The organism is Methyloradius palustris (genome assembly GCF_019703875.1).
GTDB lineage: Bacteria > Pseudomonadota > Gammaproteobacteria > Burkholderiales > Methylophilaceae > Methyloradius > Methyloradius palustris.
Map to the genome: position 1 here is coordinate 891,499 of NZ_AP024110.1, position 21,856 is coordinate 913,354.

General features: G+C 47.0%; 24 protein-coding genes. 12 read left to right on the plus strand and 12 right to left on the minus strand.

Features of this window, described 5'->3' with window-relative positions; all coding sequences use genetic code 11:
* Nucleotides 1–79: 79 nt before the first annotated feature.
* The 3 genes from eda to ZMTM_RS04340 all read left to right on the plus strand — a co-directional run bounded on the left by eda (nt 80) and on the right by ZMTM_RS04340 (nt 2,510).
* The gene (gene eda, locus ZMTM_RS04330; RefSeq protein ID WP_221765089.1) at nt 80–706 is read left to right on the plus strand and encodes a bifunctional 4-hydroxy-2-oxoglutarate aldolase/2-dehydro-3-deoxy-phosphogluconate aldolase; all 627 of its coding nucleotides are present in this window, start codon (nt 80–82) and stop codon (nt 704–706) included.
* A gap of 88 nt (nt 707–794) precedes the next feature.
* A complete protein-coding gene (locus tag ZMTM_RS04335; protein WP_221765090.1) occupies nt 795–1,487 on the plus strand; it encodes an HAD family hydrolase in 693 nt (230 codons plus the stop codon).
* Between the two features lie 3 nt (nt 1,488–1,490).
* On the plus strand, nt 1,491–2,510 hold the full coding sequence (locus tag ZMTM_RS04340) for an NAD-dependent epimerase (RefSeq protein ID WP_221765091.1): 1,020 nt from the start codon (nt 1,491–1,493) through the stop codon (nt 2,508–2,510).
* Between the two features lie 176 nt (nt 2,511–2,686).
* Here the strand turns inward: ZMTM_RS04340 and ZMTM_RS04345 are convergent, their stop codons facing one another.
* Complete coding sequence (locus ZMTM_RS04345) at nt 2,687–4,453, minus strand: M61 family metallopeptidase (RefSeq protein WP_221765092.1); 1,767 nt, start codon at nt 4,451–4,453, stop codon at nt 2,687–2,689.
* A 47-nt stretch (nt 4,454–4,500) separates the two neighbouring features.
* Here ZMTM_RS04345 and ZMTM_RS04350 point away from each other — a divergent pair, with 47 nt between their 5' ends.
* Nucleotides 4,501–5,679: an aminotransferase class V-fold PLP-dependent enzyme gene (locus tag ZMTM_RS04350; protein ID WP_221765093.1), complete on the plus strand. Its 1,179-nt coding sequence runs from the start codon at nt 4,501–4,503 to the stop codon at nt 5,677–5,679.
* An 18-nt stretch (nt 5,680–5,697) separates the two neighbouring features.
* Nucleotides 5,698–6,573, plus strand: a complete 876-nt coding sequence (locus ZMTM_RS04355) for a Kdo hydroxylase family protein (protein ID WP_221765094.1) — start codon at nt 5,698–5,700, stop codon at nt 6,571–6,573.
* Nucleotides 6,574–6,598: 25 nt separating this feature from the next.
* On the opposite strand, the gene ZMTM_RS04360 is transcribed toward ZMTM_RS04355, so the two are convergent.
* The 5 genes from ZMTM_RS04360 to ZMTM_RS04380 form a co-directional block, all read right to left on the minus strand.
* A complete protein-coding gene (locus ZMTM_RS04360; RefSeq protein WP_221765095.1) occupies nt 6,599–7,294 on the minus strand; it encodes a YoaK family protein in 696 nt (231 codons plus the stop codon).
* Nucleotides 7,295–7,438: 144 nt separating this feature from the next.
* Entirely contained in the window at nt 7,439–8,200 is a 762-nt protein-coding gene (locus ZMTM_RS04365) for a peptidylprolyl isomerase (RefSeq protein WP_225907130.1), read from the minus strand.
* Between the two features lie 103 nt (nt 8,201–8,303).
* Nucleotides 8,304–8,558 (minus strand): BolA family protein, encoded by a 255-nt coding sequence (locus tag ZMTM_RS04370; protein ID WP_221765097.1) that lies wholly within the window; start codon nt 8,556–8,558, stop codon nt 8,304–8,306.
* Between the two features lie 22 nt (nt 8,559–8,580).
* On the minus strand, nt 8,581–8,883 hold the full coding sequence (locus ZMTM_RS04375; protein WP_221765098.1) for a YciI family protein: 303 nt from the start codon (nt 8,881–8,883) through the stop codon (nt 8,581–8,583).
* Nucleotides 8,883–9,422: a septation protein A gene (locus ZMTM_RS04380; RefSeq protein WP_221765099.1), complete on the minus strand. Its 540-nt coding sequence runs from the start codon at nt 9,420–9,422 to the stop codon at nt 8,883–8,885. Before ZMTM_RS04380 ends, ZMTM_RS04375 begins: the two co-directional genes overlap by 1 nt.
* 134 nt (nt 9,423–9,556) lie before the next feature.
* Here ZMTM_RS04380 and ZMTM_RS04385 point away from each other — a divergent pair, with 134 nt between their 5' ends.
* The 7 genes from ZMTM_RS04385 to rluB all read left to right on the plus strand — a co-directional run bounded on the left by ZMTM_RS04385 (nt 9,557) and on the right by rluB (nt 15,636).
* On the plus strand, nt 9,557–10,465 hold the full coding sequence (locus ZMTM_RS04385) for a 3',5'-nucleoside bisphosphate phosphatase (RefSeq protein WP_221765100.1): 909 nt from the start codon (nt 9,557–9,559) through the stop codon (nt 10,463–10,465).
* Nucleotides 10,465–11,088: an L-threonylcarbamoyladenylate synthase gene (locus tag ZMTM_RS04390; protein WP_221765101.1), complete on the plus strand. Its 624-nt coding sequence runs from the start codon at nt 10,465–10,467 to the stop codon at nt 11,086–11,088. Before ZMTM_RS04385 ends, ZMTM_RS04390 begins: the two co-directional genes overlap by 1 nt.
* Before the next feature lie 9 nt (nt 11,089–11,097).
* Entirely contained in the window at nt 11,098–11,733 is a 636-nt protein-coding gene (locus ZMTM_RS04395) for a site-2 protease family protein (protein WP_221765579.1), read from the plus strand.
* 96 nt (nt 11,734–11,829) lie between these two features.
* Complete coding sequence (locus ZMTM_RS04400) at nt 11,830–13,032, plus strand: tryptophan--tRNA ligase (RefSeq protein WP_221765102.1); 1,203 nt, start codon at nt 11,830–11,832, stop codon at nt 13,030–13,032.
* Between the two features lie 35 nt (nt 13,033–13,067).
* Complete coding sequence (locus ZMTM_RS04405; protein ID WP_221765103.1) at nt 13,068–13,856, plus strand: segregation and condensation protein A; 789 nt, start codon at nt 13,068–13,070, stop codon at nt 13,854–13,856.
* 5 nt (nt 13,857–13,861) lie between these two features.
* Complete coding sequence (scpB, locus tag ZMTM_RS04410) at nt 13,862–14,416, plus strand: SMC-Scp complex subunit ScpB (RefSeq protein WP_221765104.1); 555 nt, start codon at nt 13,862–13,864, stop codon at nt 14,414–14,416.
* Between the two features lie 116 nt (nt 14,417–14,532).
* Nucleotides 14,533–15,636 carry a 23S rRNA pseudouridine(2605) synthase RluB gene (rluB, locus tag ZMTM_RS04415; RefSeq protein ID WP_221765105.1) on the plus strand — a complete coding sequence of 368 codons (1,104 nt, stop codon included), beginning with the start codon at nt 14,533–14,535 and terminating at the stop codon, nt 15,634–15,636.
* Between the two features lie 16 nt (nt 15,637–15,652).
* Here the strand turns inward: rluB and prmB are convergent, their stop codons facing one another.
* The 6 genes from prmB to ZMTM_RS04445 form a co-directional block, all read right to left on the minus strand.
* Nucleotides 15,653–16,558, minus strand: a complete 906-nt coding sequence (gene prmB / locus ZMTM_RS04420) for a 50S ribosomal protein L3 N(5)-glutamine methyltransferase (RefSeq protein WP_221765106.1) — start codon at nt 16,556–16,558, stop codon at nt 15,653–15,655.
* Nucleotides 16,555–17,679 carry a succinyl-diaminopimelate desuccinylase gene (gene dapE / locus ZMTM_RS04425; protein WP_221765107.1) on the minus strand — a complete coding sequence of 375 codons (1,125 nt, stop codon included), beginning with the start codon at nt 17,677–17,679 and terminating at the stop codon, nt 16,555–16,557. The genes prmB and dapE overlap by 4 nt, the downstream gene beginning before the upstream one ends.
* Nucleotides 17,676–18,026 carry an ArsC family reductase gene (locus ZMTM_RS04430; protein WP_221765108.1) on the minus strand — a complete coding sequence of 117 codons (351 nt, stop codon included), beginning with the start codon at nt 18,024–18,026 and terminating at the stop codon, nt 17,676–17,678. The genes dapE and ZMTM_RS04430 overlap by 4 nt, the downstream gene beginning before the upstream one ends.
* A 127-nt stretch (nt 18,027–18,153) precedes the next feature.
* Nucleotides 18,154–18,981 (minus strand): 2,3,4,5-tetrahydropyridine-2,6-dicarboxylate N-succinyltransferase, encoded by an 828-nt coding sequence (dapD, locus tag ZMTM_RS04435; protein ID WP_221765109.1) that lies wholly within the window; start codon nt 18,979–18,981, stop codon nt 18,154–18,156.
* 97 nt (nt 18,982–19,078) lie between these two features.
* Entirely contained in the window at nt 19,079–19,918 is an 840-nt protein-coding gene (locus ZMTM_RS04440; protein WP_221765110.1) for a M48 family metallopeptidase, read from the minus strand.
* 13 nt (nt 19,919–19,931) lie between these two features.
* The gene (locus ZMTM_RS04445; protein ID WP_221765111.1) at nt 19,932–21,818 is read right to left on the minus strand and encodes a potassium transporter Kup; all 1,887 of its coding nucleotides are present in this window, start codon (nt 21,816–21,818) and stop codon (nt 19,932–19,934) included.
* Nucleotides 21,819–21,856: the final 38 nt, after the last annotated feature.

The following is a 21,856-nucleotide window of genomic DNA, read 5'->3' on the forward strand; positions in this document are numbered from 1 at the left end:
CGCCTTGTTCTCGCACAATTCTGAAACAGATAGTTTCAACGAAATTATTTACTTAATCAACAACAGGTCATTTCAAGATATGAATACATTAGATTTAGCTAACTACGGCCCAGTGATTCCAGTCATCGTCATCAACAGGGTTGAAGATGCAGTGCCAATGGCCGAGGCCTTACTTGAGGGCGGCATCAAGGTATTAGAAGTGACATTGCGTACTTCAGTAGCTCTGCAAGCGATGGAAGCGATTGCCAAAGCTGTGCCTGAGGCAATTCTTGGTGCAGGTACTGTGCGCAGTATTGCGGATGCGTATGCGGCTCGTAATGCAGGCTGTACCTTTGCCGTTAGCCCTGGCTACACCAGTGAATTGGGCAAGGCAGCTCGCCAGATCGGCTTGCCTTTGTTGCCAGGTGTTTCTACTGGTAGCGAGATCATGATGGCGAATGCCGATGATTATTACTTCCTCAAATTATTCCCTGCAGTAGCGGTAGGCGGCATCAATTTGCTCAAGGGTTTTGCTGGCCCATTCACTGATGTGAAATTCTGCCCAACGGGTGGCGTTACCGTTGAATCAGCACCACAGTTCTTGGCTCTGCCAAATGTTGTGGTTTGTGGCGGTACTTGGCTCACACCAGCCGATGCGGTCAACTCCAAGAACTGGGCACACATTACCAAGCTGGCGCGCGAAGCCAGTGCCATCAAGCCTGCTTGATTTTTAGTGTCATGATAATCAAATCTGTATCTAGTCTAGGGCTGGATACAGATTTTTTATATGCGCCTTACGCAGAATACAAGCCGTCATGACTGATTTAAGCCGATACAAAACACTAGTGTTTGATTGTGACGGAGTGGTACTCAACTCAAACCAGCTCAAGATTCAGGCCTATTACGCCACAGCACAAAACTATGGTGCCAGCCACGAGCAATCACAGGCGCTGGTGGATTATCATGTCGAATATGGTGGCATCTCACGCTTTGTGAAGTTCGATCACTTCTTGCGTGAAATCATGCATAAGCCAGTCAGCGATGCTGATATTCAATTTTTACTGGCTGACTTCGGCCGTGAGGTAGAGCGGCGCTTACTGGGCTGTGAGGTAGCACTAGGTCTGCACGAATTGAAAAAATCTATGCCCCATACTCGTTGGATGATGATTTCAGGCGGTGACCAAGATGAGTTGCGTCGGTTGTTGGCACAACGTAATTTGGCTCAGCTGTTTGATGCTGGTATTTTTGGTAGCCCAGATAACAAAGATCAAGTCATGGCGCGTGAGATAGCCAGCGGCAATCTAGCTAAACCAGCTATCTTTTTTGGGGATAGTAAATATGACCACCAGTCCTCAGGCCGTGCAGGGCTAGACTTCATTTTTTTTAGTGGCTGGACAGATGTTGAAGGCTGGCAGCAGTATTGCCGCGAGAATGCGATTATTATATTGCCCAGGCTAGCCAGTCTGTTAGGCACTGAATCCTCAACCAACTCTTTTGATAATGCTTAATCTATGAAAATTCTCGTCACTGGTGCTGCTGGTTTTATTGGCTTCCATACTGTGTTGCGTCTGCTTGATCGTGGCGATCAGGTCATCGGGGTCGATAACTTGAATGATTATTACGATGTCGCACTGAAAGACGCGCGCTTAGCCGAGATAAGCAAGCACGCACAGGCCGCGAATTTCAGCTTCATCAAAATCGATCTGGCCCATACCAGCCTGACTGACGCATTGTTTGATGAGCATAAGTTTGACCGTGTGGTACACCTTGCAGCCCAAGCTGGCGTCCGTTATTCGCTCACCAATCCACATGCTTATATCAGCAGCAATATTGTCGCTTTTGCCAATATTCTTGAGGCTTGCAGGCACAATGCTGTGCAACATCTGGTCTATGCCAGTTCTTCCAGTGTCTATGGGGGCAATACCAAATTGCCGTTCAGTGAGCATGACAATGTTGACCACCCGGCCAGCCTGTATGCTGCGACTAAAAAATCCAATGAATTGATGGCACATACCTACAGCCATCTTTATGACTTGCCGACGACAGGGCTGCGTTTCTTTACCGTCTATGGCCCGTGGGGACGCCCTGATATGTCGCCTTTCCTGTTTGCAGATGCCATCTTAAATAATCAGCCAATCAAGGTGTTTAATCACGGCGATATGCTGCGTGACTTCACTTATATCGATGATATTGTGGAAGGTATCATCTGTGTGTTGGATAAAACCGCGACTACCAACCCGACTTATGATGGCGACCAGCCAGACCCAGCAACGGGCATTGCCCCCTATCGTGTGTTCAATATTGGCAACAATAATGCAGAAAAGCTGATGGACTTTATAGGGGCGCTGGAGTCTGCGTTAGGTAAAACTACCGAAAAAATCTTCATGCCTATGCAGCCTGGTGATGTCAAAGCGACGTTTGCCGATACCAGCTTGCTGGATGCCTGGGTAGGCTTTAAGCCAGATACGCCCTTACAGGTTGGTATCGACAAGTTTGTTAGTTGGTATAAAAATTTCTATAAGTTTCTTTAGATACTAATGGCGATACACAATTAAGTCTGTTGGAGTTTTTAGAACAATAAAAGTAGGGCTTTATTGGCTTTTTATCAGAGTCTACTATCGACGGCGGATTCAACTGATCTCTGAAACACACGCATTAAATTTTGAAGTTGGGGTCTCATAATTCAAGTTTTTTTGAGGCCTTTCATTCACCTGCCTAGCCAGTCTTCTAAGAGTTTTTCCGTGTCAGCATTAAGCTTGGGTTTAATGACTAGATTGCAGTAATCCAGCGTTTCTGTTTGTTTAATAATCGTTGTTAGCATGAGTTCGTCACGGCGGAAAAAATGCGTCTGTAGATGAGCACCATTAGGTTTTTTAGCGACAATATCCTTTAGGCTTTTTGCATTGACCTTAATGTTATCTACTGCGATCAATACATCGTTTGCGGCTAATCCTGCTTGTTCTGCGGGGCTGCCTGTAAATACGTTTGCCAGCTTTGTTTCATTTTCACTGCTAAGTTGAAGCCCTAGCATTTCTCGCAAGACATTCGGGGTTTTATCTTTGGTTTCATACGCGATTCCGAATTTTGCTAATAGCTTTTTCAGTGGCGGGTCATCTGTGCCGCGCACCGTGCTATCTAATAACCTAGTCAAATTTTGGCCAGTACTGGCTAAGATAAAATCATCTATCTCATCTTCACCTAGCAAACTGCCCCTAGTTTGATAGCGCAACCACAAGGCGCGCATAACGTCATCTAATGAACGGTTTTTTATGCGTAAAGATAAATCCAGCGCTAGTGCTACTAAGGAGCCTTTGAGGTAATAGCTGATTTGTGTGTTTGGGGTGTTTTCGTCAGGTTTATATAATTTAACCCAACTATCAAAGCTCGATTCGTCCAGTCTTTGTAGTTTTCGCCCTGGTGTACGCAAATAGCGTGTGATGTCTTTGCTCAGTGATTTTAGATATTCTTCACGGCTCATTAGGCCTGCGCGTAATACTGCTAAGGTGTCGTAATAGGCGGTAAAGCCTTCGAATATCCAGAGCAAACGGGTATAGGCTTCGCTTGATAAATCAGGGTTTTCAAATACTTGAGGGCGCATGCGTTTTACGTGCCATGCATGAAAATACTCATGGCTACACAGCCCTAGAAACTGCTGATAATTTTCAATATCCAGCGTTTCATCTTTAACAGGTAGCCAACTACGTGGGCATATCAGGCTGGTTGAATTGCTGTGCTCCAAACCGCCATATTGATTATCGCCAGCGGCATAGAGCATGAATAAATACTGTTCGAACGGTGCGGTGCCAAAGAATTTGATGTGGTATTCGCACAAGGTTTTCAGGTCTTTGCAAATGCGCTTGAGATCACTTTTATGTTTGCCAGAAATCGCGATGCGATGGGGCACGCCAGCAGCTTTAAATTCTGCGACAGCCAGATTGCCGATTTCAAAGGGATAGTCGATCAGTTCAGCGTAATTGCTGGCTTGGTAGCGGCCAAAGCCTTGTTTGTCTATTTTTACAGCAGGCATTGCAGTCGCCACTTGCCAGTGTTGATAAGGTTTTGGGGGTGAATTCAGCTTTACTTCACAAGTTGCTTGATCAGCGCCATGTACTTTTAAAAATAGGCTGGTACCGTTAAAGTAAGCGCGTTCGGTATCAAAATAAGCAGTGCGCACAGACATATCAAACGCATAGACCTGATACGTAATACGCAACGGAGTATTGCACGGCGCGCAATGCCAGGTGTGCTTATCCAGCTTTTGGATGGCAATGTTTTCGCGCTTGCCTTTATGCTCAATGATGGCGCTTATCTTCACGATATGCCTAGCAAAGTCGCGGATTAAATAACTGCCAGGTATCCATGCGGCAAGCGATACTATTTGACCATCTGGATCAGGCTTGCTAATCAGGCAAGTGACTTCAAACAAGTGAGCTGTAGCTGAGTGCAGGGAGACTTCGTAATAGATGGTTTGCATAATCGTTATAAATTGGGTTGTACTTAATAAATATAGTCAGGTAAAAAATGCAGTCAAAATGGAATCATCAATCAGAGTTTAATGCGGGCTTGGAAATGCGCAAGCACTGGATGCTAGATGATGAGATTTCTTTTCTGAATCATGGCTCATTTGGCGCAACCCCGAAAGTTGTATTACAGAGTCAGCAAGATTACCGCGCCCTGATGGAACGTCAGCCTGTCGATTTTTTTGTCAGGCAACTGCCAGATTTAATTAGGAAGGCAGCCGCTGATTTAGCGGGTTTTCTGGGGGCTAATCCTGATGATTTAGCCTTTGTCGAGAATGCTACAGCAGGCATTAACGCAGTGTTACGTTCTTTTCCATGGCGGGCAGGTGATGAGCTATTGCTAGCCAATCATGCGTATCCTGCAGTAAAAAATGCGGCTTATTTTGTTGCTCGTCAATTTGGAATTACTGTGCGGGAATTTGAAGTGCCATTTCCGCTAGAAGATGAAAACGAAATACTGCAGGCATTCACGAAAGCAATTAGCCCCAATACCAGAATGGCCGTGCTTGACCATGTTTCATCGCCTCTCGCCATTATTTACCCCTTAGAGAAAATGCTGGTAATTTGTCGTGCACATAGTGTGAAGACTTTAGTGGATGGGGCGCACGCACCAGGAATGTTGCCGCTTAACCTTGATGCAATAGATGCTGATTGGTATGTGGGTAATTGCCATAAATGGTTATTCGCTGCCAAGGGCTGTGCATTCTTATGGGCAGCGCCACATGCGCGCGATTTTTTGCAGCCAATGTCTATTTCTCTGCATGCGGATGTTGGCTTTCCTCAAAGCTTTGATTGGGTTGGCACGCGAGATGTCAGCGCATGGCTTTCAATTAGTGCTGCGATAGATTTTTATAAAAGTGTAGGTGGTGATGAAATACCAGAGAAACTTCACAATTTTGCGATTGTAATGGCGCAGCAACTTGCGGCAGATTGGCATGTCGATTTGCCAGCAAAGCCTGCGATGTTTGGCAGTATGGTAACTTTGCCTATGCCGTTTAATGGTGAGGCTACCCAAGAAACAGCGGATCAATGGCGAGATACGCTCTGGCATGAAAACAGAATTGAAGTGCCATTTTTTGCGATCAATAGACAGTTATGGCTACGTATTTCAGCGCAGCTTTATAATAGTAGTATTGATTATGAACAGTTGTCACAAGCTGTTACCCGCAAATTTTTGTGACTCTAGAATAGGCTGAGTATGAACATATTGCACACATTCGATTTTGAGAGTTGGCGTCCGGATATTGATAAAGCACTCAGGCATCGTGCAGTGAGTGCACTTGAGGGGGGCGGTGTTATTTTCATGCCTGCACTGACTTTTAGCCTCAAGGAAGATGAAAAGCGTTTTCTTTCACCTGCATGGTCGGATGGTAAATCTAAGAATATTTCATTACGGCCAAATGGTGGATTGAAGGGCGCTATAGGTAATGAAGAAGAGCTTAATGCTTTGCAGCGGATGATTCATCGCTACGCCACTGAAACAACGGCATTAATTCATACGCTATATCCTGAATACACGCCATATTTACAGCCAGCAAATACAAGCTTTAGGCCATGCGAGGTAGAAAACCGCAAGAGCTCTTACCGCAAAGATGATAGCCGTTTGCATGCGGACGCTTTTCCTTCGAACCCTACACAGGGGCTGCGTTTATTGCGTGTCTTTACGAATATCAATCCTGATGGCAGGCCTCGCCAATGGCGAGTAGGTGAACCGTTTATTGATATGGCGGCTAAATATTTGCCAGATACTAAATCGATGTTGCCAGGTCAGGCAAAACTCATGCATGTCTTAAATATCACCAAGAAACGTCGCACGCCTTACGATCATCTCATGCTGCAACTACATGACAAAGTGAAGTGGGATATCGAGTATCAGAAAAACGCACCACAACAGCATGTGGATTTCCCACCAGGAAGTACTTGGATTGTGTTTTCTGACCAAGTATTACACGCTGCAATGGCAGGTCAATACATGATGGAGCAGACTTTTTATCTCCCAGTGGATGCGCTTTATAACCCGCAAACTGCGCCGATTCGTGTGCTGGAATCCATGCTCAATAAATCATTGGCATGAGTGGAAAGTTTTGAGCCTGCTTTAATTAAGCTGGTGGCTCTTTAGGATAGGTGGCAGCTAGGTAAATCAGCGCCAAGATGGGGACGAGTAAGCAAGCAAAAGACCAGTATTTGTAGAGAAAAGCGCCCGCGATAGCGCCTATCATAAAGGCGACAATCGCAGGGCCATAAATAGCAAAACGCTTGGCAGCATCGTTTGCAGTTACAGGATTTTTGGTGACGATATCTACAAAATCAATCACGGCTTGCGTCATGTTGCCCGTCATAATCGTAGTAGGGACTTGGCCCGGCTCAATCAGGCGTGATTGTGCGTTTTGTATACCCATGGCCATGACAGCGAATATCCCCGTTACAAGGGCAAGCCAGTTGTCTGGATTCAATATTGGGCTGGCATACCACCCACTCAGCATGAAAAAAGTCAAAAAGCTTGCCTGCAGCATATACAACAAAATAATCAGTCGCCTTGATTGCGAGCCGTAATGCGTAATCACAAGGCGTGTAGCTGCCACGGTGATGATAAATACAGGGATGGCCAGTAATTTTGATACTAAGCCATTAGAAGAGTTACTGACTGATACGCCTATCATCACGATATTGCCAGTCATGTGATTGGCAAATAGCCCAAATAAGGCGACGAAACTCACTACATCAACAAACCCACCAGTGAAAGACAAAATGTTGGATTTGCCAAATATGGGTAAGGAACGAATTTTGTTGATCATAAGCGTTGAGTTATTTTTACGAGATAAAGTTGTTATGTTTAGATGACTGTTAATTGGTTAGCTTGCCTAAACCTTCACCATCAAGATAACAAAAAACCCGCATTTGCGGGTTTTTTGCTTGGGTATCACTACGTGAGTGCCAGATTATTTCTTGACAGCAGTATCAGTGATTTTTGCTTTAGCGCGCAGGTCGCTCAACAGTTTTTCCAATTTTTGTTGTTGCAGGCGTTTTTGCAAGTCATCTTTTACTTTTTCGTAAGCTGGTGGTTGTGCATCACGAATATCGTTCAGCTTGATAACGTGCCAGCCAAATTGAGTTTGTACTGGTGTTTGTGTGATGCCACCTTTTTGCAGTTTAGATACTGCATCGCCAAACGGTTTCACCATGCCACCTAGAGAGAACCAGCCTAAATCACCACCTTTTTCTTGTGAACCCGGGTCTTTAGATTTGTCTTTAGCGATTTTTGCGAAGTCACCGCCTTTACCAAGCTGTGCAATCACGTCTTTTGCTTCAGCTTCTGTAGCGACCAGAATATGGCTTGCGCTGTATTCTTTGTCGCCCAGTTGTTTCTTGTAATCATCGTAGGCAGCTTTTGTATCAGCATCGCTTACTGGGTTCTTCTTGATGTAATCAGCCAGGAACGCGTTTACCAATAATTCACGTTGTGCAAGTTCTTGGCGTGCGATGTAGTCAGGTTGTTTGTCCAGGCCAATGCGCTGCGCTTCTTGCGCTACTAATTCGCTGCTGACTAATTTGTTGATGATGACGTTACGTGTGTTGTCATCAACATTTTGACCGCGGGCAGTAGCATCCTTAACGATAAAATCGTAAACAGATTGTTTGATTGGCTTGCCATTGACTGTAGCAATAACGCCATCAGCCGCTTGTGCTGCGGGCAACATCATTGATGCTGATAAGGTGATTGCCGCAAATACACGGCCAATCGTCAAAAAGTTAGAAAATTTCATGCGTGATTCCTTCAGTAATTTTAGTAATTAAGTGCAGTATTTATAATTCATTTGGCGACTTTGCACGAATGCTCAGTGCATGTATTTTAGATGTCATCAGGTCTGCAAGTGCTTGGTAAACCATACGATGTCGGATTATGTGGGATTTTCCGTAAAAATGCGAGCTTACGATATATAGGCTGTAGTGTCCGCCGCCTGTATTGCCAGCATGACCCGCATGCGAAGCACTATCGTCACTGATTTCAATAGTCGTTGGTTCAAGTGTGGCTAAACGTCTTTTTAATTCTTCTATCATTATGTGTGGGTAATTTTGATACTTAGTTAGGCAGGGTTTTGCGGAATGGTTTGACTGATACTTTTGCATAGACACCCGCTGCCAAGAAAGGGTCAGCATTCGCCCATATTTCAGCGGCGGTCAGATTATCAAATTCAGCCACAATCAGGCTACCTGTATAACCTGCTGGACCCGGGTCTATGCTATCTATCGCAGGCAAAGGACCAGCGAGAAGCAGGCGACCTTCTTCGTGTAATTTGGTTAAACGCGCCAAGTGTTCAGGCCTTGCTGCAGTGCGCTTGGCAAGGCTGTCAGGGAAGTCTTCTGTAATAATCATGTACCACATTATTTAGGTGTTTCTTCGCTAATGTATTTGTTGAGTATCAAGCCCTGGCCGATGATAAAAATGAACATCAGCGCAGTCGTGCCAAACAGCTTGAAATCTACCCAATGATCAGTTGAGTAATTGAATGCTACATACAGATTAATAAAACCCAACACCAAGAAAAACAAAGCCCAGGCCAGGTTAAGTTTGTTCCAGATGTTGTTAGGCAAGCTGATCTGTTTTTCCATCAAGCCACGAATCAGATTCTTTTTAAATGCCAGATTGGCCACGACCAAGGCGATAGAAAATACCCAGTAGAGCACGGTAGGTTTCCACTTAATAAAGTTCTCATCGTGCAGTAGCAAAGTCGCACCACCAAACACGACGATAATCAGGCCGCTGGCAATCAGTGTGCCTTCAATTTTTCCGTATTTGAGCTTCATCCAGATGATCTGGATAATCGTGGCTACCATGGCCGCTGCTGTGGCTGGGTAAATGCCAAAGAATTTGAACACCACAAAAAACAGGATGACGGGAAAGAGATCAAAAAGAAACTTCATAAATGCCTTAAATTGAATGCAACAGCTACCAAAGAAAAATCTAAAAGTAGCATGAGTATGAGCGACAACGCTATTTTGCTATGATTGCGCACTAGTCACAAGCAACCAAGTGCAAGTATTCAAGTCTTATACCCATGCCCACGCCGATAGATCTACATTGCCATTCTACCATTTCAGACGGATTGCTTACGCCCACTGAGTTGGTGGTGCACGCAGCTAGCAAAGGTGTGCGTGTGATGGCTTTAACTGATCACGATGATCTTTCTGGTTTGCCTGAAGCCAAAATTGCTGCAAAAACAGTAGGGATCACGCTGCTCGCAGGCGTTGAAATCTCCGTAACTTGGCGCAAACGTACTTTGCATATCGTTGGCTTAAACATTGACCCCGATTATTCGCCCTTGGTTCAAGGTTTATCCGCCATTCGCGAAGGCCGACATCTACGCGCAAAGGCTATGGCAGAGTCATTGGATAAAGTTGGCATTCATGGCAGCCTAGAAGGCGCTTATGCCTATGCGACACATGGAATTATCAGCCGTACGCACTTTGCCCGCTTTCTGGTTGAAAAAGGCTATGCAAAAGACTCAAAAAAAGTATTCAAGAAATATTTGGTCAAGGGTAAGCCTGGCTATGTTGAACACCGCTGGGCAGAACTGGCTGACGCCGTGAACTGGATTACCGCTGCTGGTGGCGTAGCTGTGATTGCGCACCCAGGGCGTTATGATCTGGGGCGTACGAATATGTTGTTACTATTGGAAGAATTCAGGGCTTTAGGCGGCAAAGCCATCGAAGTGGTGACAGGCAGTCATACGCCGCCGCAATATGATGAATATGCCAAGTTTGCCCGGATGTTTGGTTTTGCGGCGTCAAAAGGTTCTGATTATCATGGTCCAGGCCATAGTTATATTGATATGGGCAGCCTGCCCGACCTGCCTCATGGCTGCATACCTGTATGGCAAGATTGGCCTGAAGCCAAACTACTGGAAACATTGCCAGCAGAAACATTAGCAATAGAAACCTTACCTTTAGAAAACGAGTTGCACTAATGGCGCAGTATTTCGTAGTTCACCCTGAAAACCCGCAAGCGCGGCTGATTAGCCAATCTGTTGAAATCTTGCGTAATGGCGGCGTCATCGCCTATCCAACAGATTCAAGTTATGCCTTGGGCTGTATGCTCGGCAATAAAGAAGCGCAGGATCGTATTCGGAGCATTCGTGGCGTGGATGAAGACCATCTATTTACGCTGGTGTGCCGTAATTTGAGTGAGCTGGCAGTCTATGCGCAAGTCGATAACAGCCAGTTTCGTCTGCTCAAGGCAAATACGCCTGGCCAATATACCTTCATCCTCAAAGCCACGCGTGAAGTGCCTCGTAGATTGCAGCACCCAAAGCGCAGTACTTTGGGGCTACGTGTGCCAGAGCATGCTGTTACGCAGGCTATTTTAGAGCAACTGGATCAGCCTATCCTCAGCATGACCTTGTTGCTGCCAGAAGACGATGAACCCATGAACGCTGCGTGGGAGATTCGCGATCGCCTAGAGCATCAAGTCGATTTGGTGATTGATGCTGGTGCCTGTGTTGCCACGCCAACCACAGTGATTGATCTCACTGGTGAAACCCCTCAACTCATACGTGCTGGTGCTGGCGACACTGCACCTTTTGGACTATAAAACATCATGATGGAATTGACCTTCATTCAGAAAATCGCAATCTATGCATTGCCGGTTATTTTTGCGATCACAGTGCATGAGGCTGCGCATGGTTACGTAGCCAGATATTTTGGTGATATGACTGCGCAGGAAGAAGGACGCATTAGCCTAAACCCGATCAAGCATATCGATTTGGTGGGTACCATTGTGATTCCTGCAATCAGTCTGCTATTGGGCGGTATTTTGTTTGGTTGGGCGAAGCCCGTGCCAGTGAATTTTTCAAGATTACGTCATCCCAAAAAGGACATGTTGTGGGTAGCTGCTGCCGGCCCAGCGGCCAACTTGGTAATGGCCTTATTCTGGGCAGTGCTTTATAAATACTCTGTTGATATGGGTAGTTTCGCAACGCCAGCAGGCTTAATGGCGCAAGCGGGCATTATGATCAATATCGTATTGATGGTGCTTAATCTGTTGCCTATCCCACCGCTCGATGGTGGCCGTATTGCCGTAAGCCTTTTGCCAAATCACTTGGCTTATCGCTATGCAAAAGTTGAGCAGTATGGCTTTATCATCCTGATTATTTTGCTGTTTACTGGTGTGTTATCGCAGATATTGCATCCGTTTATTGAGATAGTGGCAGGCTTTATCCAATGGCTGATTTTGTGAACACCCAAATATTTTAAGTCGCTATTTGGCTTTTCTCTAAAATCGCTCACTTGCCCTTATAATGCGTATATCTTCATTCTAAGTTTGTAAATCACTATGGCGGTTGAGCGGGTTTTATCGGGCATGCGGCCCACAGGTAATCTCCACCTTGGGCATTATCACGGCGTATTGAAAAACTGGTTGCGTTTGCAGCATGAGCATGAATGCTTTTTCTTTGTTGCTGACTGGCACGCGCTCACCACACATTACGATACCCCAGAGATCATAGAAGAAAGCGTCTGGGAAATGGTCATAGACTGGCTAGCTGCTGGTGTTGACCCCGCCAATGCCACGATCTTCATTCAGTCTCGCGTACCAGAGCATGCCGAATTGTTTACCCTGCTTTCGATGATTACACCTTTAGGTTGGCTGGAGCGTGTGCCAACTTACAAAGACCAACAAGAAAAACTTGCGCAGAAAGATCTCTCCACTTACGGTTTTCTTGGTTATCCGCTGCTGCAAAGCGCGGACATCCTGATCTATAAAGCTACACAAGTGCCAGTTGGTGAAGACCAGATTCCACATATTGAATTCACACGTGAAATCGCACGCCGTTTTAACCACATTTATGGACGTGAAGTTGGCTTTGAAGAAAAAGCCAAGGCAGCCATCAAGAAGTTGGGTAGCAAGCGTGGTGGCTTGTATGAGGAGCTGCGCACTCGCTATCAAGAGAGCGGCGATGACGAGGCCCTTGAGTCAGCCCGCGCTATGATAGAAGAACAGCAAGGTTTGAGCATGGGTGATAAAGAGCGTCTGCTCGGCTACCTTGAAGGCGGCGGCAAAATGATTCTGCTGGAACCAGAACATAAGCTCACTCCCGCATCAAAAATGCCTGGTTTGGATGGGCAGAAAATGTCCAAGTCATACAACAACACAATTTCATTGCGTGAGTCACCAGACGTCGTAGCTAAAAAAATCAAGACTATGCCGACAGACCCAGCACGTGTTCGTCGCACTGATCCAGGTAATCCAGAGAAATGTCCTGTATGGCAATTGCACGAAATTTATTCTGACGAAAAAATACAAAGTTGGGTGCAGGAAGGCTGTCGCACAGCTGGTATCGGCTGTATCGAATGCAAACAACCAGTGATAGAAAGCGTGCTGGAAGAGTTGAAGCCTATCCAAGAGCGTGCTGCTCAGTATGCAGAAGACCCAACCTTAGTCAAAAACATCGTTGCTGAAGGTTGCGAGCGGGCGCGTAAACAGGCACGCGAAACCATGCGTGAAGTGCGTGATGCAATGGGCTTGAATTACTCTTGAGCGATTTCTGATTCTTTATTAAAAGAGGTGAATGTTTGCAGACTCAGCTGACAATCGATGCGCGTATCTACGGTGAGCAGCTAGAGTCTATTCCCCAGGATTTATACATTCCGCCCGATGCGCTTGAAGTCTATCTGGATGCCTTCGAGGGCCCGCTTGATTTATTGCTGTACCTGATACGCAAACATAACCTCAATATTCTTGATATCCCTATGGCTGAACTCACACGCCAATATATGGATTATGTCGAGAAAATGCGCCAACTCACGGCAGGCTTTAAACTTGAACTGGCCGCAGATTACCTGCTGATGTCTGCCATGTTGATTGAAATCAAATCACGCATGTTGCTACCCAAACCAGCTGCTGTGGAAGAAGAGGATGACCCTCGCGCTGAGCTGGTGAGGCGATTAATGGAGTACGAATCCATTAAGCTGGCAGCGCAAAATCTTGATGCCATGCCGCAAGTTGGCCGCGATATTCTGGTTGCCCAAGCCTATTTGCAGCAAATCACAGAAGTGCAATTGCCAACGGTTTCTATGGATGACCTGATGGCAGCCTGGCAATCAGTATTGCATAGGGCAAGCCAGTATGCGCACCACAAGGTAAGCCGCGCTGAGCTTTCAGTGCGTGAGCATATGAGCTATGTTTTACGCCGCCTGAAAAATGATAATTTGCTCGAGTTTATCCAGCTTTTTGATGTGGAGCATGATGGCCTGCCGAAGCTGGTGGTGTGCTTTTTAGCGATACTGGAGCTTGTGCGCGAAGGCTTGCTCAAGATTACACAGCAGGCTGCGTTTTCACCGATTTATCTGCAATTGGTTTAATTAATATGACCACAGAGACACAAAACATCCAGCAAATGAAAAATATCCTCGAGGCTGCATTGCTGACGGCAGGCGAGCCATTGTCGCTAGATGATTTGTTGCGCCTTTTTGTTGAGCGCATGGAACGTGCGACATTGCGCATGTTATTGGATGAACTGAAAACTGACTGGCAATCAGGCACTATGGAGTTAGTGCAAGTGGCCAGTGGATGGCGCTTTCAAGCGCGTGAGGAGTATGCGGGTTTTCTGGCACGTTTAAATCCAGATCGCCCACAGCGTTACTCGCGTGCGGCGCTGGAAACACTGGCGATTATTGCGTATCGCCAACCCGTTACCCGTGGCGATATTGAAGAAATCCGTGGCGTGGCAGTCAACCCCAACATCATGCGCCAACTGATTGAACGTAACTGGGTTGATGTCATCGGCCAGCGTGACGTGCCTGGCAGGCCATCACTCTACGCAACGACTAAAACTTTTCTGGATGATTTAGGCTTAACTTCGCTGGCTGATTTGCCACCTATGGAAACGTTTACCCAGGCTGAGATTCAGCTAGACCTATAGTTTGTGCTTTTGGTTTTCTAGTAACTAGCAGCAAACATCTTGCTGTAATCGCGTTAAATCAGAGTTTCTCCACTATCTGCGGTAAAATGCCTTAATTATTTAGTTGGCAATCTCTCATGGCTCGTCCTTTTAAACAGCAGCGTGACCCAGGCGCTGTAAAATTCAAACCTGTTCTTTTTGATCCCGATGCAGTACCACAGCGCCTGCACAAGCTGTTGGCATTGGCTGGCATAGGCTCACGCCGCGATATGGAAACGCTGATTGCCAGTGGCCGAGTAACCATTAATGGCCAAGTTGCACAAGTGGGCGCAGGTGTTGTGCCTAACGATATTGTGCGGATTGATAGCCGACCAGTCAGTCTGCCGTTTGAGCCAGCCTTACCTAAAATACTGATTTACCATAAACCAGAAGGCGAGATTGTCAGCCAAGATGACCCGGAAAAACGGGCGAGCGTGTTTGATAAATTACCCAAGGTTAAAGGCGCGAAATGGATAGCGATTGGTCGTCTGGACATCAACACTTCCGGCCTGCTGATATTCACTACGTCTGGTGAATTAGCGAATCGTTTCATGCATCCACGTTATGAAGTCGAGCGCGAATATGCCGTGCGTATTTTCGGTGAATTGACCGAAGGCCAAATGTTGCAACTTACCCAAGGTATCGAGTTGGATGACGGCCCCGCTAGTTTTGATGTGATCAGTCCACAAGGTGGCGAGGGTTCAAACCACTGGTATCAGGTCATTCTGCGCGAAGGTCGCAATCGCGAAGTGCGTCGCCTGTTTGAGGCGTTTGCATTGCCAGTTAGCCGTCTCATGCGTGTACGTTTTGGCCCGATTAACCTACCACCGCGTATCAAGCGCGGCATGATGATGGAGCTTGAGCCGAAAGAGGTTGTTAATCTGCTCGAATGGGCTGGTTTGGAAGCGCCGCATGTGCCATTCAAGCAACGCACCGCACGTGAGATAGAGAAGGCTTCGCAACCGTTCACACCTAAATCACGCAAAACTGAAGCTGTCACCGCAGATGCTGAGGCAGTAGCGAACCAGCGCAATCCAAGAAGAGTAACCAAGACCAGACAAGAAGCCGATAAGTCTGCTACTCCAACTAATAAACCTTTTCAGGCAGCTAAACCCAGGAAACCTGCCCAAAACAGGCGGATCAGGCAGGCCTCTGATGTGCCAAGCCCGCAGCAAAAACGAGGTAGTAAGTCTAAGCGCTAGTCAGGTGCTATGTCTATTAGTGTTGAAGCAACTGTTCTTTTGTTAGCAAGAACACAAACGCGTTACCAGACTCAACCTCTAGCCAGATAAAAGGCAGTTCTGGATAGGCTTCAATCAGGGCATCGCGGTTATGCCCGATTTCTACTACCAAAATACCACCATCATTCAGGTAATTACCAACTTCGTTCAAGATAGTGTGGGTGTGATCAAGCCCTGCAATACCGCTACCTAAAGCGATTTGAGGTTCATTTCTGTATTCTTGCGGTAGTTGTGCCATGGATGGCGCATCCACATAAGGTGGATTGCTGATAATCAAGTCGTAGGTCTTGCCGCTGAGTGCGCTAAACATGTCAGATTGAATCGCGCTGATCTGGTCTTGCAAACCGTAGTTGGCAATATTGATGTTGGCAACGGCGATTGCGTCTGGCGAAATATCGATTACATCTATCGCAGCATTGGGGAATGCATGTGCCATCAGCACGCCGAGACAGCCACTACCCGTGCAGATATCGGCAGCGCTTTCAACCATTTCCTGATACTCAATCCAAGGGCTCAGGCCATTTTCAAGCAGCTCTGCAATGAATGAGCGAGGCACGATCACGCGTTCATCTACGTAGAATTTAAAACCTTTGAGCCATGCTTCCCTGAGTAAATAGGCCGTGGGGGTACGGTCGGTGATGCGGCGTTCTATGAGATGGGCTAAATGCTTACGTTCTGCTTCCGTAATCACGGCATCAAGAAAATTTTCCAGCGTATCCATCGGCAAGTGCAGTCCACTCATGATGAGCCAAACAGCTTCGTCATAGGCATTGTCAGTACCATGACCGAAGAAAATGCCAGACTCTTCAAAGCGGCTGACGGTGAAGCGTAGCCAGTCACGAATGGTAAAAAGCTCTTCGGTCAATCGTGGATAGTGAATCATGGTGTGAGCAGTTTTTCTAATGTGATGCGGTAAGTGTCTTTCAATGGCTCGATATCAGCGACTGCAACACATTCGTTAAGCTTGTGAATGGTTGCGTTGAGTGGCCCGAATTCAATCACTTGCTTGCAGATGTCGGCAATAAAGCGGCCATCGGAAGTGCCGCCAGTGGTAGAGAGTTCGGGTGTTACACCGTAACTCTGTTGTATGGCTTCTGAGATTGCCTCTACCAGATTGCCACGTGGTGTGATGTAGGGTGGTGAATACTCCCACTCTAGGTCATATTCCAAGGCATGTTTGTCCAGAATGGCATGCACACGCTCACGCAGATTTTCGTCAGTACTGGCGGTGGAGAAACGAAAGTTGAAAAGTATCTCCACTTCACCCGGCACAACATTGGTGGCACCTGTGCCGCCGTTCATATTGGATATTTGCCATGAGGTGGGAGGGAAGTATTCGTTACCGTTATCCCACACGGTTTCCACCATATCTTTAATCGCTGGTGCGACCATATGGATAGGGTTTTTAACGAGATGCGGATACGCGATATGGCCTTGTACCCCCTTCACTGTGAGCTTGCCTGATAGTGAGCCGCGGCGGCCATTCTTGATCATGTCGCCAACCACTTTATTTGAGGTGGGCTCACCAACGATGCAGTAATCAATCAATTCGCCACGCGCTTTCAAAGCCTCCACCACTTTTACTGTGCCATTGATGGCAATGCCTTCTTCGTCCGAAGTAATCAGCAGGCCTATCGAACCTGCATGGTCTGGATGCAAAGCAACAAAATCTTCAATAGCGGTGATGAAAGCTGCGCATGAAGTCTTCATGTCAGCTGCGCCACGGCCATAGAGCATGCCGTCTTTGATCGTGGGTTCAAATGGTGGTGTGTGCCATTTATCGACTGGGCCTGTAGGCACAACATCAGTGTGGCCTGCAAACACGAGTAATGGGCCAGTTGTGCCGCGCCGCGCATAGAAATTATCAACATCGCCAAAGCGCATACGCTCGATTTTGAATCCGAGGGGTTCCAGCCTTGAGATAAGCAGCTCCTGGCAGCCTGCGTCATCAGGCGTATTAGAGCGGCGAGAGATCAGATCTTTAGCTAATTCGAGAGTTTTCATTTGGCAAATAGCTTTCTGTAACTATCTTCATCAAACCTAAGGTTAAGGATTTTCTCATCCTTAACCAATATAGGGCGCTTGATGACGGAGGTTTTGTCTATCATTAACTTGATGGCGGCATCGTTATCTACTACTGCGGCTTTCTCGGTGTCGCTCAAACCGCGCCAAGTCATACCGGCACGATTTACCAGCTTTTCCCAGTTTGTTTGGCTCAACCAGTTTTTAAGTGTGGTTTCGTCTATGCCCAACTTCTTGAAATCGTGGAATTCGTAGGCAATGCCATGTTCATCGAGCCAAGTACGGGCTTTTTTTACGGTATTGCAGTTGGGAATGCCATAGAGTTTCATGGGTAGTATGACCAGAAATAATTACAGATATTCTAACAGTTGGTGTTGTTTAAGCGAATCTAAAGTGGGTGCTACACTGTAAAACAAAACGCCCACCGAAGTGGGCGTTTGACTTAACTAATACTTCTTAAATGCCGCGTAACAGTTCGTTAATGCCGACTTTACCTAAAGTCTTGGCATCCACTTTCTTCACGATCACCGCGCAATACAGGCTGTAGCTACCGTCTTTAGATGGCAGGTTGCCTGAAACCACGACTGAGCCAGAAGGGATGCGACCATATGTCACTGAACCAGTTTCGCGGTCATAAATCTTGGTGGATTGTCCGATATACACGCCCATAGAGATTACGCTGTTATCTTCAACTACTACGCCTTCAACTACTTCTGAGCGGGCGCCGATAAAGCAATTGTCACCAATGATGGTAGGGCCAGCTTGAACTGGTTCCAGCACGCCGCCAATACCTACGCCGCCAGATAAGTGCACGTTCTTGCCGATCTGCGCGCATGAACCAACAGTCGCCCAGGTATCTACCATGGTGCCTTCATCCACATAAGCGCCAATGTTCACATAAGAAGGCATAAGCACGGCATTTTTGCCGATGAATGAGCCGCGGCGCACGATGGCGTTTGGCACCACGCGGAAACCGCCGGCCTTGAAATCTGCTTCAGTATAGTCAGCGAATTTTGGTGGTACTTTGTCGAAATACTTGGTGACACCATCGTCCATCAATACGTTTTCTTCCAGGCGGAAAGACAGCAACACGGCTTTCTTGATCCACTGATGGGTTTCCCATTCCTGTGATTCACCAATGCGGCTGGCAACGCGCAGCTTGCCAGCATTGAGTTCTTCCAGCACGGTGAATACGGCTTCTTTGACGTTTTTGTCTACATTGGCTGGGGTAATGTTGGCGCGGTTCTCAAAGGCCGCTTCAATCGTGGTTTGTAAATCACTCATCTTAAAAATTCCGCTCTAAAAATTTGGCTGTCGCAAAAGAGCGCTATTTTACCTGAAACTAAGGTTCAAGTCGGTAGTGCTTTCTTGCTTAATGGATTTACTTGCTGGCTTGCTGATACAGCGGCATGACCACAGGGATCAGGCGTTTGATATCTTCAATGCGTGAAGCATCGGCAGGGTGTGTGCTCAGGATTTCTGGTGGTTTACTGCCATTGCTTGCTTTACCCATCTTTTCCCATAGGCTAACTGCTGCATTGGGGTTGTAACCTGCGCGAGCGGCGAGTTCTAACCCCATTTCATCGGCTTCGTGCTCGGCAGTGCGGCTGTTTGGTAAGGTAAGAGCTACAGCCGCAATTGGTGCGCCAATGGCTAAAGTGGCAGCCGCATTCTTACTGCTGTCAGTAGTAACGCCTATGATGGCAGCTAATCCTAATATGCCTATCTGCTGTGCTTTAGCGCGCGACATCTGCTCACGTACATGTTCCCGCAAGGCATGTGAAATTTCGTGGCCCATCACGGCGGCCAATTCATCGTCTGTTGGTTTAATTTGGTCCAGCAGGCCTGTATAAACCATGATCTTGCCACCAGCCATGCAGTAGGCGTTAATTTCTTTGCTATCTTGTACATTGATTTCCCATTTCCAGTTCACAGCATCTGGCCGGAATATGCCAACTTGCGCGATCAATTTCTGGGCAATGCTACGCACACGCTGCGTTTCCTTGCTATCGGTGTTCAGTAGTTTTTTGGTTTGGGCTTCTTTAATAGTTTGTTGGTATGCCAGTGCTGACTGGTTTACTGCCTGTTCTTCAGTGACCAGTTCCATGTGCTGTTTGCGATCAATTCCTACGGCGCCAGACTTGGTGCTGCTTGTGGCTGCACAACCTGTCAGGATCAATGAGATTAGCAAGGCTAAGGTGATGTTGAGTGTTTTTGTCATAGGTATTTTGATATTAGAAAATGACTTGAGCACCTAATTCTACAACACGATTAGGCGGCAGTTTGAAGTGGTTGGTGACGCTATCTGCGTTGCGGAACATAGCCACAAACAGCTTTTTACGCCAGAAGGCAAAGCCAGGTTCATGTCCGAGAATCAGGGTTTCTTTGCCAATAAAAAAAGAGGTGTCGATGGAATCAAGCTCAACGCCATGTACAGAACACATGCGTAAATCCCTAGGCAAATCAGGCTCATCTTTAAACCCATAACGCACGGTGACTCGGAAAAAGTCATGGCCTAGTTTTTCTACATTGAGGCGATTAACCAAAGGTACAAATGGGTAATCTTTAACTTTGACGGTGAGTAGTACCACTTTTTCGTGCAGCACCTTGTTATGCTTGAGGTTATGTAGCAGGGCGTTGGGAACGCCTTGAGGATTCTGTGTCATAAACACCGCATTACCTGGCACGCGGGTTGGCGGATATTTGCCTATGGATTCGATAAATGGATCAAGTGCCATCGCCTCGCTCTTGAGTCGCAAGAACAGCAAATCGCGACCTGTTTTCCATGTCAGCATCACGCTGAAAATGACCACTGCCATCAAAATAGGGAACCAGCCGCCATCGGGTATTTTAAGCACATTAGCGCTAAAGAATGCGAGATCTATAGTTAAAAATAGCGCGACGACCAAGCCTGTTCGTAACCAGCTCCAACCCCAGACGCCGTGGAATACCACGCTGGCAAGCAAGGTGGTAATCACCATGTCGCCCGTGACTGCAATGCCGTAAGCGGCTGCCAGATCGCCAGAAGAGCCAAAACCAACGACCAGCGCCATCACGGCTAACATCAGCGTCCAATTGACATAGGGCATGTATATTTGACCTTCTTGACTGCTTGACGTGTGTTCAATCTCCATGCGTGGCAGGTAGCCAAGCTGCAGAGCCTGGCGTGATACAGAGAATGCTCCTGAAATGACGGCTTGAGATGCAATCACGGTAGCGACTGTGGCAAGCGCTACCAATGGGTAGAGCATCCAGTCTGGCGCGAGCAGATAGAACGGGTTTTTGACGGCTTCAGGGTCATGCAATATCAAGGCACCTTGGCCGAAATAATTGAGTATCAATGCAGGCAGCACTAGGCTGAACCACGCCAGCTGTATTGGCTTGCGGCCAAAATGCCCCATATCTGCATATAAGGCTTCAGTGCCAGTCACCGCCAGCACTACTGCGCCCAAAGCCACAAAAGCTACCCACGGGCTAGCAATAAAAAAATGCACTGCATAATGCGGGCTGAGGGCAACTAGCACGTTGGGATGATGGAATATATTGATTAAGCCTAACGTACCCAATGTGCCAAACCACAAGAGCATGATGGGACCGAATAAAGCGCCCATGGTGCCCGTGCCTTTGCTCTGCACAAAGAATAGGATAAACAAAACAATCAAGGTAATCGGGATGATCCAGCTATCGAACGCAGTCGTGGCGACTTGCAAACCTTCAATAGCGGAGAGGACTGAAATGGCGGGGGTGATCATGCCATCGGCATAAAACATACAGGCGCCTAGTATGCCGATGAGCATCACCAGCCGCTGCTTACCCTTATCGCGAGCCAGATTACGGCTGGCTAAGGCCAGCAAGGCCATAATGCCGCCCTCACCACGGTTATCTGCACGGGTAATAAATGTGAGATATTTAACCGAAACCACCATGATCAGCGACCAGACAATCAGCGAAAGAATGCCGTAGATATTGTCTGGCGTGAGCGCTACAGGGTGATGGCCTGCGGCAAATACCTCTTTCATTGTGTATAGCGGGCTAGTGCCAATATCGCCATACACTACGCCCAGTGCGGCTAGCGAGAGCGCGCGCGTACGACTTTTTGTACTATTGTTGCTTGAACTCATGGACTTGAACTCACAGATAGGCCAAACATCATGCAGAT

Bases quoted from the DNA above. Each gene is read 5' to 3' on its own strand.
- ZMTM_RS04380 (WP_221765099.1), bottom strand. From the start codon at position 9,422: ATGAAGTTTCTTTTTGATCTCTTTCCCGTCATCCTGTTTTTTGTGGTG.
- ZMTM_RS04395 (WP_221765579.1), top strand. From the start codon at position 11,098: ATGGAATTGACCTTCATTCAGAAAATCGCAATCTATGCATTGCCGGTT.
- scpB (WP_221765104.1), top strand. From the start codon at position 13,862: ATGACCACAGAGACACAAAACATCCAGCAAATGAAAAATATCCTCGAG.
- ZMTM_RS04385 (WP_221765100.1), top strand. From the start codon at position 9,557: ATGCCCACGCCGATAGATCTACATTGCCATTCTACCATTTCAGACGGA.
- ZMTM_RS04440 (WP_221765110.1), bottom strand. From the start codon at position 19,918: ATGACAAAAACACTCAACATCACCTTAGCCTTGCTAATCTCATTGATC.
- ZMTM_RS04355 (WP_221765094.1), top strand. From the start codon at position 5,698: ATGAACATATTGCACACATTCGATTTTGAGAGTTGGCGTCCGGATATT.
- ZMTM_RS04360 (WP_221765095.1), bottom strand. From the start codon at position 7,294: ATGATCAACAAAATTCGTTCCTTACCCATATTTGGCAAATCCAACATT.
- prmB (WP_221765106.1), bottom strand. From the start codon at position 16,558: ATGATTCACTATCCACGATTGACCGAAGAGCTTTTTACCATTCGTGAC.
- ZMTM_RS04350 (WP_221765093.1), top strand. From the start codon at position 4,501: ATGCAGTCAAAATGGAATCATCAATCAGAGTTTAATGCGGGCTTGGAA.
- eda (WP_221765089.1), top strand. From the start codon at position 80: ATGAATACATTAGATTTAGCTAACTACGGCCCAGTGATTCCAGTCATC.
- ZMTM_RS04340 (WP_221765091.1), top strand. From the start codon at position 1,491: ATGAAAATTCTCGTCACTGGTGCTGCTGGTTTTATTGGCTTCCATACT.
- ZMTM_RS04390 (WP_221765101.1), top strand. From the start codon at position 10,465: ATGGCGCAGTATTTCGTAGTTCACCCTGAAAACCCGCAAGCGCGGCTG.
- dapD (WP_221765109.1), bottom strand. From the start codon at position 18,981: ATGAGTGATTTACAAACCACGATTGAAGCGGCCTTTGAGAACCGCGCC.
- ZMTM_RS04365 (WP_225907130.1), bottom strand. From the start codon at position 8,200: ATGATGTTGCCCGCAGCACAAGCGGCTGATGGCGTTATTGCTACAGTC.
- ZMTM_RS04335 (WP_221765090.1), top strand. From the start codon at position 795: ATGACTGATTTAAGCCGATACAAAACACTAGTGTTTGATTGTGACGGA.
- ZMTM_RS04430 (WP_221765108.1), bottom strand. From the start codon at position 18,026: ATGAAACTCTATGGCATTCCCAACTGCAATACCGTAAAAAAAGCCCGT.
- ZMTM_RS04445 (WP_221765111.1), bottom strand. From the start codon at position 21,818: ATGAGTTCAAGCAACAATAGTACAAAAAGTCGTACGCGCGCGCTCTCG.
- ZMTM_RS04370 (WP_221765097.1), bottom strand. From the start codon at position 8,558: ATGATAGAAGAATTAAAAAGACGTTTAGCCACACTTGAACCAACGACT.
- rluB (WP_221765105.1), top strand. From the start codon at position 14,533: ATGGCTCGTCCTTTTAAACAGCAGCGTGACCCAGGCGCTGTAAAATTC.
- ZMTM_RS04375 (WP_221765098.1), bottom strand. From the start codon at position 8,883: ATGTGGTACATGATTATTACAGAAGACTTCCCTGACAGCCTTGCCAAG.
- ZMTM_RS04400 (WP_221765102.1), top strand. From the start codon at position 11,830: ATGGCGGTTGAGCGGGTTTTATCGGGCATGCGGCCCACAGGTAATCTC.
- ZMTM_RS04345 (WP_221765092.1), bottom strand. From the start codon at position 4,453: ATGCAAACCATCTATTACGAAGTCTCCCTGCACTCAGCTACAGCTCAC.
- dapE (WP_221765107.1), bottom strand. From the start codon at position 17,679: ATGAAAACTCTCGAATTAGCTAAAGATCTGATCTCTCGCCGCTCTAAT.